General features: G+C 56.3%; 14 protein-coding genes. 11 read left to right on the top strand and 3 right to left on the bottom strand.

Annotated features, from left to right (window positions below; all coding sequences use genetic code 11):
• Window positions 1-91: 91 nt before the first annotated feature.
• The gene (gene plsB / locus AC6I7J_RS17510; protein ID WP_031279763.1) at window positions 92-2,515 is read right to left on the bottom strand and encodes a glycerol-3-phosphate 1-O-acyltransferase PlsB; all 2,424 of its coding nucleotides are present in this window, start codon (window positions 2,513-2,515) and stop codon (window positions 92-94) included.
• Between the two features lie 125 nt (window positions 2,516-2,640).
• On the opposite strand from plsB, the gene AC6I7J_RS17505 reads away from it, so the two are divergent.
• From AC6I7J_RS17505 to AC6I7J_RS17490, 4 genes are all read left to right on the top strand, one after another.
• Entirely contained in the window at window positions 2,641-3,009 is a 369-nt protein-coding gene (locus AC6I7J_RS17505) for a diacylglycerol kinase (RefSeq protein ID WP_058780895.1), read from the top strand.
• A gap of 105 nt (window positions 3,010-3,114) precedes the next feature.
• Entirely contained in the window at window positions 3,115-3,729 is a 615-nt protein-coding gene (gene lexA / locus AC6I7J_RS17500; protein ID WP_031279762.1) for a transcriptional repressor LexA, read from the top strand.
• 128 nt (window positions 3,730-3,857) lie between these two features.
• Entirely contained in the window at window positions 3,858-5,183 is a 1,326-nt protein-coding gene (gene dinF, locus AC6I7J_RS17495; RefSeq protein ID WP_058774965.1) for an MATE family efflux transporter DinF, read from the top strand.
• Between the two features lie 159 nt (window positions 5,184-5,342).
• Window positions 5,343-5,555 carry a CsbD family protein gene (locus AC6I7J_RS17490; RefSeq protein ID WP_021507857.1) on the top strand — a complete coding sequence of 71 codons (213 nt, stop codon included), beginning with the start codon at window positions 5,343-5,345 and terminating at the stop codon, window positions 5,553-5,555.
• A gap of 70 nt (window positions 5,556-5,625) precedes the next feature.
• Here AC6I7J_RS17490 and zur read toward each other — a convergent pair whose 3' ends face one another.
• On the bottom strand, window positions 5,626-6,147 hold the full coding sequence (gene zur, locus AC6I7J_RS17485) for a zinc uptake transcriptional repressor Zur (protein WP_498006295.1): 522 nt from the start codon (window positions 6,145-6,147) through the stop codon (window positions 5,626-5,628).
• Window positions 6,148-6,595: 448 nt separating this feature from the next.
• Here zur and AC6I7J_RS17480 point away from each other — a divergent pair, with 448 nt between their 5' ends.
• The 3 genes from AC6I7J_RS17480 to pspG all read left to right on the top strand — a co-directional run bounded on the left by AC6I7J_RS17480 (window position 6,596) and on the right by pspG (window position 9,405).
• Complete coding sequence (locus AC6I7J_RS17480) at window positions 6,596-7,843, top strand: conjugal transfer protein TraF (protein WP_498006293.1); 1,248 nt, start codon at window positions 6,596-6,598, stop codon at window positions 7,841-7,843.
• A 90-nt stretch (window positions 7,844-7,933) separates the two neighbouring features.
• Complete coding sequence (gene dusA / locus AC6I7J_RS17475; protein WP_132465722.1) at window positions 7,934-8,929, top strand: tRNA dihydrouridine(20/20a) synthase DusA; 996 nt, start codon at window positions 7,934-7,936, stop codon at window positions 8,927-8,929.
• A gap of 209 nt (window positions 8,930-9,138) precedes the next feature.
• Entirely contained in the window at window positions 9,139-9,405 is a 267-nt protein-coding gene (gene pspG, locus AC6I7J_RS17470) for an envelope stress response protein PspG (protein ID WP_058770016.1), read from the top strand.
• Between the two features lie 191 nt (window positions 9,406-9,596).
• Here pspG and AC6I7J_RS17465 read toward each other — a convergent pair whose 3' ends face one another.
• On the bottom strand, window positions 9,597-10,580 hold the full coding sequence (locus tag AC6I7J_RS17465) for a quinone oxidoreductase (RefSeq protein WP_021507852.1): 984 nt from the start codon (window positions 10,578-10,580) through the stop codon (window positions 9,597-9,599).
• Between the two features lie 73 nt (window positions 10,581-10,653).
• On the opposite strand from AC6I7J_RS17465, the gene dnaB reads away from it, so the two are divergent.
• The 4 genes from dnaB to AC6I7J_RS17445 all read left to right on the top strand — a co-directional run bounded on the left by dnaB (window position 10,654) and on the right by AC6I7J_RS17445 (window position 14,761).
• Window positions 10,654-12,060 (top strand): replicative DNA helicase, encoded by a 1,407-nt coding sequence (dnaB, locus tag AC6I7J_RS17460; protein WP_021507851.1) that lies wholly within the window; start codon window positions 10,654-10,656, stop codon window positions 12,058-12,060.
• A 128-nt stretch (window positions 12,061-12,188) separates the two neighbouring features.
• Entirely contained in the window at window positions 12,189-12,680 is a 492-nt protein-coding gene (locus tag AC6I7J_RS17455; protein ID WP_058757562.1) for an Lrp/AsnC family transcriptional regulator, read from the top strand.
• A gap of 227 nt (window positions 12,681-12,907) precedes the next feature.
• Complete coding sequence (locus AC6I7J_RS17450) at window positions 12,908-13,522, top strand: YitT family protein (RefSeq protein WP_021507849.1); 615 nt, start codon at window positions 12,908-12,910, stop codon at window positions 13,520-13,522.
• 45 nt (window positions 13,523-13,567) lie between these two features.
• The gene (locus tag AC6I7J_RS17445) at window positions 13,568-14,761 is read left to right on the top strand and encodes an amino acid aminotransferase (RefSeq protein ID WP_031279758.1); all 1,194 of its coding nucleotides are present in this window, start codon (window positions 13,568-13,570) and stop codon (window positions 14,759-14,761) included.
• Window positions 14,762-14,944 lie beyond the last annotated feature (183 nt).

Here is a 14,944-nt window from a genome sequence, read left to right as displayed (position 1 = left end):
GAAGCGCGTTCTTTTCACGCCTGAATTCTGACAACAAAAACCGCGGCGCAATCTGGCGTGTGACAGATGAGCCGCGGTTTTCAGTCGCCCATTAGTCGTGCGCTACGGCACTCTCAATGGTCAGACGGACATCGCTGGTGACCAGTTCGGCCAGCATCTGCCACATCATATTGGTACGTTCAGCATCCGCATCACCGGAATCACTGATATAGCCTTCATCACGCAGCGACAGCACCAGCGCGGTAAAGACCGCCTTGTCGAAGAACTCCGGCGCATTGATACCGTGCAGCACTGACAGACGCTGAGCCAGCGTGCGGCTCTCTTTCTCCAGCGTGCCACGGTTAATGGTCGGCTTGGCGCTGAGAATGGCGAAGGTGATGGCGAAACGCTGCAGCGTTTCACGAATCCCGGCCGCCAGCAGCTGCAGCGTACGGTAACGCGCCGCACTCATTTTCAGCTGGCCTTCCTGTACGGTGATCAGCCCCTGCCGCGCCATTTCGGCGCAGAGCGCATTCAGCAGGGCTGGCAGTTCGGCACTGTCCCAGCGCAGGAACAGTTCGCTCTTCAGCATCGGATAGACCAGGCTGACCTGGCGCAGCAGTTCCGCCTCGCTGATCTCCCGATGCTGCTGCACGATAGCGGCAATCAGCGACGGCATCACCAGCATATGGTGGATGTTGTTGCGATAGTAGGTCATCAGCACCGCCTGCTCGCGCGGCAGAATGATGATCTCGCCAATACTGTCCTGCTCGGTCTCGAACTTGTTCATGCCCATGGCGTGATCGAGCAGCGCTTCAGCGCTGAGATCCGGAACGGTTGACTCGGGTGAGTACGGCACATTGCGCAGCAGCTGGGTGTAGCACTCCAGCTGTTCCGTCAGCTGTTCACGCGTCAGCGAACGCTGGCGCGATGCCAGCAGCGCGGTCACGCACAGGTTCATGGCGTTGGCCGCGCCGGCTTCGTTGATGCGTACCATCAGACGTGCCGCGATATCGTTCACTACCGGCGTCATCCACGCCGGACGCTGAGGATCGATAGGGTCAATCGCGTCGCGCCACTCCGGAACCTGTTTGTTAAGATAGTTAACCAGCGACAGCGGCTCACCGAAGTTCACATAGCCCTGACCGAGGTTACGCAGCTTGCGCAGGCCGCGCACCATCTGCATGAAACCCTCTTTCTCTTTCGCGGCACCGCGCAGCTCTTTGGCATAAGTGCCGACTTCCATCACGTGCTCATAACCGATGTAGATCGGCACAAAGGTGATAGGACGGCTGCCGCCGCGCAGCAGCGCCTGTAACGTCATCGACAGCGTGCCGGTTTTCGGGTCGAGCAGACGGCCAGTACGTGAGCGCCCGCCCTCAACAAAATACTCAACCGAATAGCCGCGGCTGAACAGCTCGCCCAGATACTCGCGGAACACCGTGGAGTAGAGCTTGTTGCCTTTAAAGGTACGACGAATAAAGAAGGCACCGAGGCGACGGAAAATCGGTCCGGCTGGCCAGAAGTTGAGATTGATACCGGCAGCAATGTGCGGCGGCACCAGGCCCTGATGATAGAGCACGTAGGACAGCAGCAGATAATCCATGTGGCTGCGGTGGCATGGCACGTAAACAATTTCGTGACCATCCTGCGCCAGCTGGCGCACGCGTTCGCCACCGTGCACGTTAATGCCCTGATAGAGTCGACTCCACAGCCAGCCCATCACACGGTCAGTCACGCGGATCGCTTCGTACGAGAAATCCGCCGCCACTTCTTCCATCATCTCGATGGCGTTCTGCTGCGCTTTTTCATGCGAAATTTTCTTGCTGCGCGCTTCGTCTTCAACCGCTTTCTCAATCGCTTTGGATTGCAGCAGCTTGTTGAACAGATCCTGGCGTGCCGGCAGACGCGGGCCGACGGCTGCCAGCCGCTGGCGGGCAAAATGAATGCGCGCGACACGTGCCAGCTTCTGCGCGATCGACTGATCGGTACCGTGTTCGGTGGCCATCTGACGCAGTGAAACCGTGGGCGAGAAGCGGACAAAGCTGTCGCGACCGTGCCACAGGATGGCAAAGAACTTCTGTATACCGTTAAGAATACGCAGATGTGGCGTCGGTTCGCCCTGAATTTCACGGCCTGGCGCACGGCCAAACATCACGGAAACCGGCAGCATCTGTACGTCCAGCGCCGCATTATTGCGGTGCAGATCGAGGTAGTCATGGAAAAGCTTGACCGACTCCGGGTTCGCCACGAAATAGGGGAAGACGCGCGGCCCATCGTGAATAAATACGTGGCGCGGCAGCAGGGTGCCGTCAATCTCCAGCGGCGCCAGCGGATCCGGCAGATCGTGCTTCAGGCACTGTGCGCGTAGCGTGAGCAGGTCCGCCTTTGAATCATAAGGCAAAACATACATCACCGGACGGGTCGGATCGATACCGTGTTCCGAGATCGGATCGGTCGGAATGACCTTACTTTTTACCAAAATAGAGAGTGGTAAATTCAACAATTTGTAATAGAGTTTACGCCAACCTGACATAGACAACTTGAAGCCTCTTGTTAGCAAAGCGCGGCAAGCATACCAGAAAGTGCGGCGAAGATCTGTGGCTGTGCCACCTCGCGCGCCCAGACATTGACGTCAAAAACAGTTAAGGGTTCCACAACATGGCAAATAACGTCACCGGTTTCCTGAGAATCATTAAAGCCGCCGGTTATTCCTGGCAGGGGCTGCGCGCTGCCTGGCAGCATGAAGCCGCTTTTCGCCAGGAGGCGATTGCCGCACTGGTCGCGGTTGCCATCGCCTGCTGGCTGGATGTCGATATCATCACGCGTGTGTTGCTGATTGGCTCGGTGGTGCTGGTAGTCATTGTTGAGATCCTTAATAGTGCCATCGAAGCCGTGGTGGACCGTATTGGTCAGGAACGCCATCCGCTGGCGGGACGCGCCAAAGACATGGGCTCGGCGGCGGTACTGCTGGCTATCTTACTGGCTCTGTTTGTCTGGATCGCGCTGCTTTGGTCGCATTTGCGATAAACATTCCACATTCATCAAGCCGCTGATTTTTCCCTCTGTTTCGGTTTTCATTTCGCCAATACCTGTATATACTCACAGCGACTGTATAAACAACCAGGGGGCGGGATGAAAGCGTTAACCAGCAGGCAGCAACAGGTCTATGACCTGATTCGCGACCATATTAATCAGACCGGCATGCCGCCAACGCGTGCTGAAATTGCTTCGCAACTGGGCTTCCGCTCGCCTAACGCTGCTGAAGAGCACCTGAAAGCGCTGGCGCGTAAAGGTGTCATTGAAATCGTCTCCGGTGCATCGCGCGGTATCCGCCTGCTGATGGAAGAAGAGGCGAGTGAAGGGCTGCCACTGATCGGTCGCGTCGCCGCCGGTGAACCGCTGCTGGCGCAGGAACATATCGAAGCCCACTATCAGGTTGACGCCAACCTGTTCAAACCCTCTGCCGATTTCCTGCTGCGCGTCAGCGGTATGTCGATGAAAGATATCGGCATTATGGACGGTGATCTGCTCGCGGTGCATAAAACACAGGAAGTGCGCAATGGCCAGGTGGTGGTTGCGCGTATTGATGATGAAGTCACGGTGAAACGCTGGAAGAAGCAGGGCGCGATTGTCCAGCTGCTGCCGGAAAACAATGATTTCCAGCCGATTGTCGTGGATACCCGTGAACAGTCGCTGACCGTGGAAGGGCTGGCCGTAGGCATCGTGCGCAACGGCGAGTGGCTCTGAAACCCGGTTGATCTCCCCCGCTGCGGCGGCGCACGCGCGCTGGCCGCAGTCTGCTCTAATCATACTTTTGTTCCCGGCCCGTAAGGCGCTCGCTCAGGCCGACTACCGTAACCCTCGGGATGGGGCTGATGCAGCTATTTTCCTCTTCTGATAAAGCGCTGTGGCGACTGGCGTTGCCAATGATCCTCTCTAATATCACCGTGCCGCTGCTCGGCGTGGTCGATACCGCCGTGATTGGCCATCTTGATAGCCCGATCTACCTCGGCGGCGTGGCCGTAGGCACCACGGCAACCAGCTTCATCTTTATGCTGCTGCTGTTTCTGCGTATGAGCACCACTGGTTTAACCGCGCAGGCGTTCGGGGCCGGCGATAAACAGGCACTGGCACGCGCACTGATGCAGCCGCTGCTGATCGCTCTGGCCGCCGGGTTGCTGCTGGCGCTGCTGCGTTCTCCTGCCAGTAGCCTGGCGGCAACGCTGATGGGCGGCAGCGCGGAAGTCCAGCAGCAGGCGCAGATCTTCATTGAAATCCGCTGGCTGAGCGCACCGGCTACGCTGGCTAACCTGGTGATTCTCGGCTGGCTGCTGGGCGTGCAGTATGCGCGTGCGCCGATGGTTCTGCTGATTGTCGGAAACCTGGTCAACATCCTGCTCGATCTGCTGCTGGTGCTGAAACTGCACTGGGGCGTTGCCGGTGCCGCCGCCGCCACGGCGCTGGCCGAATACGTGACGCTGGCAGTGGGATTATGGATGGTGGCGCGCGTGCTGAAACTGCGCGGCATCGATTTCAAGCTGCTGAAAAACAGCTGGCGCGGTGACGCGGCGCGGTTATTTCGCCTTAATCGCGACATCATGCTGCGCTCGCTCATGCTGCAGATCTGCTTTGCCTCACTGACCCTGCTGGGTGCACGCATCGGACCGGATGTGGTTGCGGTCAATGCGGTGCTGTTGATGTTCCTGACGTTTACTGCCTATGCGCTGGACGGCTTTGCTTACGCGGTGGAAGCCTGCTCGGGTGAAGCGGTAGGGGCAAAAGATCGCAGCCGGCTGCTGCTGATCTGGCATGCCGCCTGTCGTCAGGCGGGTATCGTTGCGCTGCTGTTTGCGCTTATTTATGCGCTTAGCGGCGCGCACATTGTTGCACTGCTTACCTCGCTGCAGCCGCTGCGTGAGATGGCCGATCGCTTTCTGCTGTGGCAGGTAATTTTACCGCTGGTCGGCGTCTGGTGTTATCTGCTGGACGGCATGTTCATTGGCGCGACGCGCGGCCGCGAAATGCGTAACAGCATGATCATGGCAGCAGCCGGTTTCGGTATCACTTTGCTGACGCTGCCGTGGTTAGGGAATCACGGTTTATGGCTGGCGATCACGGTGTTTCTGGCGCTGCGCGGCCTGACGCTGGGATGGATGTGGCGCCGCCACTGGCAGCGTGACAGCTGGTTCAGCCAGCCATAAGCGCAGCGCAGGCACCAGAATAATCTGTAATTCCGTGCACAATCCGAAGCGGCTACTATAATTATCTCAAACGGCGCAGATAAGTAGCGCGTTATATGGTTATTTCCGGCATTACATGAGAAATACACCATCTCACTCAGGAAGACGTGGAGGATTGTTATGAACAAAGACGAAGCGAGCGGAAACTGGAAGCAGTTTAAAGGGAAGTTCAAAGAGAAATGGGGCAAGTTAACCGATGACGATTTGACCGTGATCGAAGGGAAACGCGATCAGCTGGTGGGTAAAATTCAGGAACGTTACGGTTACGCCAAAGATGAAGCTGAACGTGAATTGAAGGACTGGGAAAGTCAAAACAAAGATTACCGCTGGTAAGTCTCCCGCTTTAAGGATGATGCTCCTACCCGCTGATCGTTACGATCGGCCTGGCACACGGACGTGCCAGTTACCCTTTACGCACTTTCTTCTTACTTTCCACTTCATGATCGTGATGACAACTACCCGGCTGTGTGCAGGCCGCCACTTCGGCACAGTTTTCACACAAACCGTGCGCCTCAATAACGCTATGACGTAAGGTAAAACCTGCCTGATCGGCCAACCCGGCGATGATCTTTTCCACGCCGTGCGCGTGCTTCTCACTGACGGCGGCACAGTTGTCGCACACCAGCATCACCGATGTGTGCGCCGGCTCGTCGAAATGGTGGCACACCACATAACTGTTATTTGACTCCACCCGATGAATAAATCCCTGCTCCAGCAGGAAATCCAGCGCGCGATAAATAGTTGGTGGTTTCGCCTGGGGTTCACTGATGCGCAGCTGGTCCAGCAAATCGTAAGCGCTAATGGAACCGTTCTGCTCCGCCATCAGGCGCAGCACTTCTGCGCGCTGCGTAGTGAGGCGCACGCCACGGTTAAGGCACAAAGATTCAGCCTGCGTGAGCAATTGTTCGGGCGTGAGGTTTGGCATAAGCATTCTCCAGGTGATGGGTGATGTTATTTTATCACACAAACTTTTACGCTGCTGCCATTGCTTTTTTACCTGATATCATCCAGGAAATGTCTGGCTTTCAGCCACTTATCTGCCGCGTTGTGTCCTGATACCTCCTTCTGTTAAGCCATGCTTTTCCTTCCTGAGTTTTTTCCCACGGGTTAACCCATCTTTTTGCTTTGCAACTCACTGACTTAGTGGCTATGGTTCAAAAGGTTTTAAGTAATTTCTGGCATCAATTTAGCTGACGTTCATATTTCTGCATAAAACAACAGCAGAATGGTGCGGGCGTGACCAATTCTGCGAATAGCAATGCTAATTCCTTTCAATTCACAGCAATAAAGCGTTAGCCAGCGTTCAGAATAGGGCTAATAAACTATTCCGTCGTAGAGACAGTCAACGACAATTAAAAGGTGATGGCAGACTCATGGTGAAGACATTATTCAGACGCAAGAAAATTGCTTATGTTGTTGGTTTTAATGCGGTATTTGTTACCACATCAGCATTTGCTGCTGGCACCTGGTACGATGCGCGTAACGATGCCATGGGGGGAACCGGTGTCGCTTCCTCAACCTGGAGCTCGGCAGTGCTGGCTAACCCGGCATTGATGACCAAAGCGCAGCCTGAAGATAACGTCAGCATTATTTTTCCTTCAGCCGGTGTGCAGATTACTGACAAAGACAAATTAGTGGATCGCGTAGACGAAATTACTGATACGGTGGACCGCTATCGTGACGTGATCAACAACATCACGCTGCCGGAGATCATCAATGGCGCGCCTCAGGTCAAAGCGGCTGCCGGTGATATGGCCAATCAGCTGCGCGATCTGCGCGGTGATAAAGCGAATGGCACCGCAGGCGTGGCGTTAGCCGTCAGCATTCCCAACGAGACCCTTCCTTTCGCCTTCATCACCAAAGCCTACGGCACGGCACACATCCGCGCTAACGTGGTACAGAGCGATATCACTTATCTGGACCAGGTCGCAAATGGACGCATTCCCTTGCCGGGCGACCAGAATAATCTGCGCTCCAGCGCCAACGGCCTGGCTGCGCTGATCACCGATTACGGCGTCGCAATGGCACATGAGTTCACCATCGCCGGTCACCCGGTCTCCGTTGGCGTCACGCCGAAGCTGCAAAAAACCTGGCTGTATAACTACACCGCCAGCGTTTATAACTACGACAAGAATGATATTAACGACAGCCGCTATCGCAGCACCGATACCGGTTTCAACGTCGATGCCGGTATCGCTACCGACTTCGCGGAAAACTGGACCTTCGGCGTGACCGGGCAGAACCTGGTCTCGCGCGATATCGACACCAAAGAGGTTAACGGCTATCGCGATACGTATCAGATTCGCCCACTGGTAACCACCGGACTGGCGTGGAATCGCGGACCCTTTACCCTGACCGGCGATGTTGATCTGACGGAAACCAAACGTTTTAAATCGCAGGAGAGCAGTCAGTACGCTGGCGTGGGTGGTGAATATCGCGTACTGGACTGGCTGGCGCTGCGTGCCGGTTATCGCGCAGATATGAAGTCGAACGACACCGATGTGTTTACGGCCGGTCTCGGCGTGTCGCCGTTCAATAATGCGGTGCATCTGGACCTGGCCGGTTCGGTCGGCAAAGACAATACCTGGGGCGCCATGGTGCAGCTCGGGTTTAACTTCTGACCACACGATGACGGGCGGCTGTGTCGCCCGTCACAGCTGTGATATGATTGCGCAGTTTCTCATCACTTAACTGCGGATTTACTGCGTTTCATGACCGATACATTCTCTTCGCAACGTTTCTCCATCGCCCCAATGCTGGACTGGACCGACCGTCACTGTCGCTATTTTCACCGTCAGCTGAGCGGCGACACGCTGCTGTACACCGAAATGGTGACCACCGGCGCCATCATCCACGGCAAAGGCGACTATCTGGCCTATAGCGAGGCGGAGCATCCGCTGGCGCTGCAGCTGGGCGGTAGCGATCCGGCCGCGCTGGCAACCTGTGCAAAGCTGGCAGAAGCGCGCGGATACGATGAGATCAACCTGAACGTCGGTTGTCCGTCCGATCGGGTACAGAACGGCCGTTTTGGCGCGTGCCTGATGGGTGAGGCGGCGCTGGTCGCGGACTGTATCAAAGCGATGCGCGATGTGGTCAGCATTCCGGTCACGGTGAAAACCCGCATCGGTATTGACGACCAGGATAGCTACGCCTTCCTGTGCGATTTTGTCGGCACCGTGGCGCAGCAGGGCGGTTGTGATACGTTCATTATTCATGCGCGTAAAGCGTGGCTATCGGGTCTCAGCCCGAAAGAGAACCGTGAAATTCCACCGCTCGACTATCCGCGCGTGTATCAGCTGAAGCGGGATTTCCCGGCGCTGACCATAGCCATTAACGGCGGCGTTAAGACGCTCGATGAGGCCAAAGCGCATCTGCAGCACCTGGACGGCGTGATGATGGGGCGCGAGGCCTATCAAAATCCCGGCATTCTGGCGCAGGTTGATCGCCAGCTGTTTGGCCGCGAGACACCAGTGGCCGATCCGGTCGCCGTGGTGCGTTCCATGTACCCTTACATCGAAGCCGAACTGGCACAGGGCACCTATCTGGGACACATTACGCGCCACATGCTGGGCCTGTTCCAGGGCATCCCCGGCGCGCGCCAGTGGCGCCGTCACCTGAGCGAAAATGCCCACAAACCGGGCGCCGACGTCCGCGTGCTGGAAGCGGCGCTGGCGCTGGTGGCTGACCGCATTGTGCAGGAAGCCTGATGCCGCGAGCCGGCCTGGTCAGGCTGGCAGGACGGTTTAAACCGCACGGTTTCATCGTGCGGTTTTTAATTCACCAGCAGTTAGTCAATTTCACCAAATCAACGTCCCCTCTGTCCTGCATCTAAGCGATAATTCAATGGCTTAGCGATCGTTACGACCTGGCACGTATCTTGTAATACCTTCTGCATTACTGATACAGGAGAGCGCTCGTGGAAATATTATTCGTTATCGGCTTTTTTATGATGCTGCTGCTGACTGGCGTATCGCTGCTGGGCGTGATCGCCGCACTGCTGGTGGCCACCGTGGTGATGTTTCTCGGCGGGCTGTTTGCGCTTGTTATAAAATTGTTGCCGTGGCTGGTGCTGGCGGTGGTCGCCGTGTGGCTGTATCGCGCATTTACCACGCCGCAGGGAGAGGTGAAACTTAACCGGCTGAAAAGGAAAATCAGCGACTTAGAGAAGAGAAGCTGGCGTTAAATGCGGTTACGATCACAGAGTTGGTGATTGCTTAGTACGAATCCGCAATTAAACATATTTTTTACTTATGTTTTCTGTCAGGATAGGTAAAGAAATTCAGACGAATTCATCGCCGCTGTCCCTACACCAGCGCGAACTATAAAAAAGAAAGAAAAGGGCTTCCTTCGGGAAGCCCTTCATCATTTCTGCTATCAGGGAATTAACAGGCTGGAACCCTGAGTGGCACGACTCTCCAGCACCTGATGCGCACGTACCGCATCGCTCAGGGCAAATTTCTGCTGCTCCGGCACGTTAAGCTGAATAGCGCGGCTGGCGATAAGCGAAAACAGTTCGCCGCTGGCGCGATCGAGCTCTTCACGGTTGGTGATATAGCCAAACAGGGAAGGGCGGGTGACAAACAGCGAGCCTTTCTTGTTGAGAATGCCGAGGTCAACGCCGGTCACCGGGCCGGAGGCATTACCAAAGCTCACCATCAGGCCGTGGCGGCGCAGGCTGTCGAGGGAGGGTTCCCAGGTATCTTTGCCCACTGAGTCGTACACTACCGCCACTTTTTCACCGTTGGTCAGTTCGCTGACGCGCTGGGCGATATCCTCTTCGCGATAATTGATGGTGGCCCAGGCGCCGGCATCTTTGGCGATCTGCGCTTTCTCCGCAGAACCGACGGTGCCAATCAAATGCGCGCCCAGCGCTTTCGCCCACTGGCAGGCAATCAGGCCCACGCCGCCCGCGGCGGCATGAAACAGGAAAATTTCATCGGCTTTTACTTTGTACGTCTGACGCAGCAGATACTGCACCGTCAGGCCCTTGAGGAAAGAGGCCGCAGCCTGCTCAAAGCTGATGCTGTCCGGCAGAATCACCAGCCGATCTTCCGCCACATTGTGCAGCTCGCTGTAGGCACCCAGCGCGGCCTGGCAATACACCACGCGATCGCCCGGCTTGAAACGCGAAACCGCGCTGCCCACTTTTTTCACGATGCCTGCCGCTTCAGTGCCCAGGCCGGACGGCAGCGAGGAGACCGGATACAATCCGCTACGCACGTAGGTATCGATGTAGTTAATACCAATCGCCTTGTTCTCCACCTGAACTTCATGCTCGGCGGGATCGGCTAGTGTGAAATCGACCCATTGCAATACTTCCGGGCCGCCGTGCTGGTTGAACTGAATTCGCTTTGCCATTCTGACTCCTGTGATTGTTCATCCTGGGACGGTATACTTGCGCGTCCCTTTCACGATCGGTAATGCATTCACTATGGCAGGAAATAAACCCACCAACAAATCGAACGAACCCCGCGATCGGCAGCTCGAAGGCGTGAAAATGCCGCCGCACTCTCTCGAAGCGGAGCAGTCGGTGCTCGGTGGGTTGATGCTGGATAACGAACGCTGGGATAACGTCTCCGAGCGCGTGGTCGCGGAAGATTTCTTCAACCGCTCGCACCGCATGATTTTCTCCGAAATGCAGCGCCTGCTGGAAGCCGGTCAGCCTATCGATCTGATCACCCTGTCAGAGTCGCTGGAAACGCGTGGCGAGCTGGAGATGGCGGGCGGCTTTGCCTATCTGGCCGAGCTGGCAAAAAATACCCCAAGTGCCGCAAACCTCGGTGCTTACGCCGACATCGTGCGTGAACGTGCGGTAGTGCGTGAGATGATTTCGGTGGCCAATCAGATCGCTGACGCCGGTTACGATCCCCAGGGCCGCAGCAGCGAAGAGCTGCTGGATTTCGCTGAATCCAACGTCTTTAAAATTGCCGAACAGCGCGCCAATAAGGATGAAGGCCCGCAAAATATCGAGCAGATTCTCGAAGCGACGGTATCGCGCATTGAAGCGCTGGTGTCAACGCCACACGATGGCGTGACTGGCGTCGATACCGGCTATCAGGATCTCAACAAGAAAACCGCCGGTCTGCAGGGCTCAGATCTGATCATTGTCGCGGCGCGTCCGTCGATGGGTAAAACCACTTTCGCCATGAACCTGTGCGAAAACGCCGCCATGCTGACAGACAAACCGGTGCTGATTTTCAGTCTCGAGATGCCCAGCGAACAGCTGATGATGCGTATGCTGGCCTCGCTGTCGCGCGTTGATCAGACGCGCATCCGTACTGGTCAGCTGGAGGATGAAGACTGGGCGCGCATCTCGGCCACCATGGGCATCCTGTTAGAAAAGAAGAACATGTTCATCGATGACTCGTCCGGCCTGACGCCAACCGAAGTGCGTTCACGCGCGCGCCGCGTGTTCCGTGAAAACGGCGGCCTGAGCATGATCATGATCGACTACCTGCAGCTGATGCGCGTACCGGCGCTCTCCGACAACCGTACGCTGGAGATTGCCGAGATCTCACGCTCGCTTAAAGCGCTGGCGAAAGAGCTTAATGTACCGGTGGTGGCGCTGTCGCAGCTTAACCGCTCGCTGGAGCAGCGCGCCGATAAGCGTCCGGTTAACTCGGATCTGCGTGAATCGGGATCGATCGAGCAGGATGCGGACCTGATCATGTTCATCTATCGTGACGAGGTGTATCACGAAAACAGCGATCTGAAAGGCATCGCCGAGATCATCATCGGTAAACAGCGTAACGGCCCGATCGGCACTGTACGTCTGACGTTCAACGGCCAGTGGTCACGCTTTGATAACTACGCCGGACCGCAATACGACGACGAATAATCGCGCTTCCACAGTTGCATGCACGATTTGTGCATGCATTTCACGTCATCAGAAAATAGTGTTGGACAACCTCGTCAATTATCAGGTTATCTGTAGCAAAGCGAATCCTATAACGCTGTGGACACAGAATGACTCAGGTAGACGATTACGACCTTAAGATACTGACACTACTACAATCTAACGGCCGCCTTACCAACCAGGAACTCAGTGATTTAGTCGGACTTTCGGCGTCGCAATGTTCACGCCGGCGCATTAATCTCGAACAGGCAAATCTTATTCTCGGCTATCACGCGCGGCTCTCGCCGGACGCGGTAGGGCTGGGCATGGTCGGCTTGATCGAGGTGCGACTAAAAAATCACACGCCCGATTACGAAGAGAGTTTTCACCGCATGGTGGAGCAAGAAGCGGCGATTGTCGACGCGTTCAAAACCACCGGTGACGCCGACTATCTGTTAAAAGTCGCGGTGGCCGATTTAGCGGCGCTGAGCGCGCTGATCAGTCAGCTCGTCGCTGGCCATCAAAGCGTGGCGCACGTGAAAACCTCGGTGGTACTCAACCGTTTAAAAGAGAACGGCTTGATGATGATCCCCGAGCACAAAGTGCGCCAAAAGAGTGCATGATGTGCCGGTGTGGTGCAGATTTCTGCTGTTTTTCGCGTAAAGCTCGCACCAGAAACCGAATTTGTGCATGAATCAATTATTTTCGGCTGATTGATGCACATAAACCTGCAATAAAGCGCCTTAGTTATCAATTGGATAATCGCTGGCACCCATCGGCGGCGACAGGAAGCCGCCGATGTGGTGCGTTTTTTGCAAATGAACGCCATCATTTGCTAAGAGATCGCGCCATGGATAACGCTGTACAACCTTCCCGCATTCCCCACACCCGTACAGAAGATGCGCTGGCTATCGTGCTTGGCACGCTGATGGTGTCGTTTGGCGTCATTTTGCTGAAACAGGCGGGCGCGCTGACCGGCGGTACGGCGGGCGTGGCTTTTCTCATCAGCTACCTGTCGCCGCTCTCGTTCGGCAGCGCCTTCTTTCTGATTAACCTGCCGTTTTACTGGCTGGCCATTCGTCGCATGGGCTGGGAATTTACCCTGAAAACCTTCTGTGCGGTGGGGCTGGTATCGCTGTTCACCCATCTGCACCCGCTGTTTATCCATTTTTCTGCGCTAAATCCGTTTTATGCGACATTGTTCGGTAACGTGGTGATGGGGATTGGGTTTATAGTGTTGTTTCGTCACAAAGCCAGCCTCGGTGGTATCAATATTCTGGCGCTCTGGCTGCAGGATCGCTCTGGTCTGCGCGCCGGCAAACTGCAAATGGCGCTGGATACCTGTGTGGTACTGGCCTCGCTTTTTGTGGTATCGCTGCCGATGCTGCTGGCCTCCATCGCCGGCGCGGTGATGCTCAATCTCATCATCGCCATGAATCACCGTCCCGGCCGCTATTTTGTTTGATGACGTCGACCCACACATTTATGAATAATCATGGAGATCTGCACCGTGTTTCAAAACGTTGATGCCTATGCTGGCGATCCGATTCTGTCGCTGATGGAAACCTTCAAACAGGACCCGCGTGACCACAAGGTGAATCTGAGCATCGGCCTCTATTACAACGAAGCCGGCATCATTCCTCAGCTGCAGGCGGTGGCCGCCGCGGAAGAGCGTTTGCAGGCGCAGCCACATCAGGCTTCGCTCTATCTGCCAATGGAAGGGCTGGGTCCGTACCGTAACGCCATTGCGCCGCTGCTGTTTGGTAAAGAGCACCCGATGCTGCAGGCGGGGCGCATTGCTTCCATCCAGACGCTGGGCGGCTCCGGCGCGCTGAAAGTGGGCGCAGATTTCCTGAAGCGTTACTTCCCGGACGCCAGCGTATGGGTCAGCGATCCGACATGGGAAAACCATGTGGCGATCTTTAACGGTGCCGGTTTTAACGTTAACACCTACCCGTGGTACGACGACGCCACCAACGGCGTGAAGTTCGATGCCTTCATCGCCAAACTGAAAACGCTGCCGAAGCAATCCATCGTGTTGCTGCATCCGTGCTGCCACAACCCGACCGGTGCGGATCTGACCAACGCGCAGTGGGATCAAACCGTTGAGGTCCTGAAAGCGCAGGAGCTGATTCCGTTCCTCGATATCGCCTACCAGGGCTTTGGTGCCGGTATGGAAGAGGACGCTTACGCGATTCGCGTGATTGCCGCGGCGGGCCTGCCGGCGCTGGTGAGCAACTCCTTCTCGAAAATCTTCTCGCTGTACGGTGAGCGCGTTGGCGGCCTGTCGATTGTCTGCGACAGCGCAGAAGAGTCGGCACGCGTGCTGGGTCAGCTGAAAGCGACCGTGCGTCGCAACTACTCCAGCCCGCCGAACTTCGGTGCTCAGGTGGTTTCCTGCGTGCTGAACGACGAAGCGCTGCTGAACAACTGGCTTGCGGAAGTGGAAGCGATGCGCCTGCGCATCATCGAAATGCGCCAGGTGCTGGTCAATGTGCTGAACAGTAAACTGCCCGGCAAAAACTTTGATTATCTGCTGAAGCAGCGCGGCATGTTCAGCTACACCGGCCTGAGCGCGCAGCAGGTGGATCGCCTGCGCGAAGAGTTCGGTGTGTACCTGATCGCCAGCGGCCGCATGTGTGTCGCCGGCCTCAACAGTCGCAACGTCAATCAGGTAGCTGAGGCGTTTGCTGCTGTAATGTAACCGACGCAGTGCTTGTCAGCCGCGCGGCTGGCAGGCACTCGTTCAGCCATCCACGCATTTTCTGTTCCCGCTGTACCTTCTGCCGCACCCCGCTTTTCCACGCTCTTCTTTGCCGGCTATGCTGGCTGAAAGCCGCATTCCGCATGGCTATAACACCTTAATCCCGGGTAATCGGGACGGGTC

The organism is Type-C symbiont of Plautia stali, from assembly GCF_059730935.1.
Note: the sequence above shows the minus strand (reverse complement) of the source record. Positions and strands in the feature narration are given on the sequence as shown.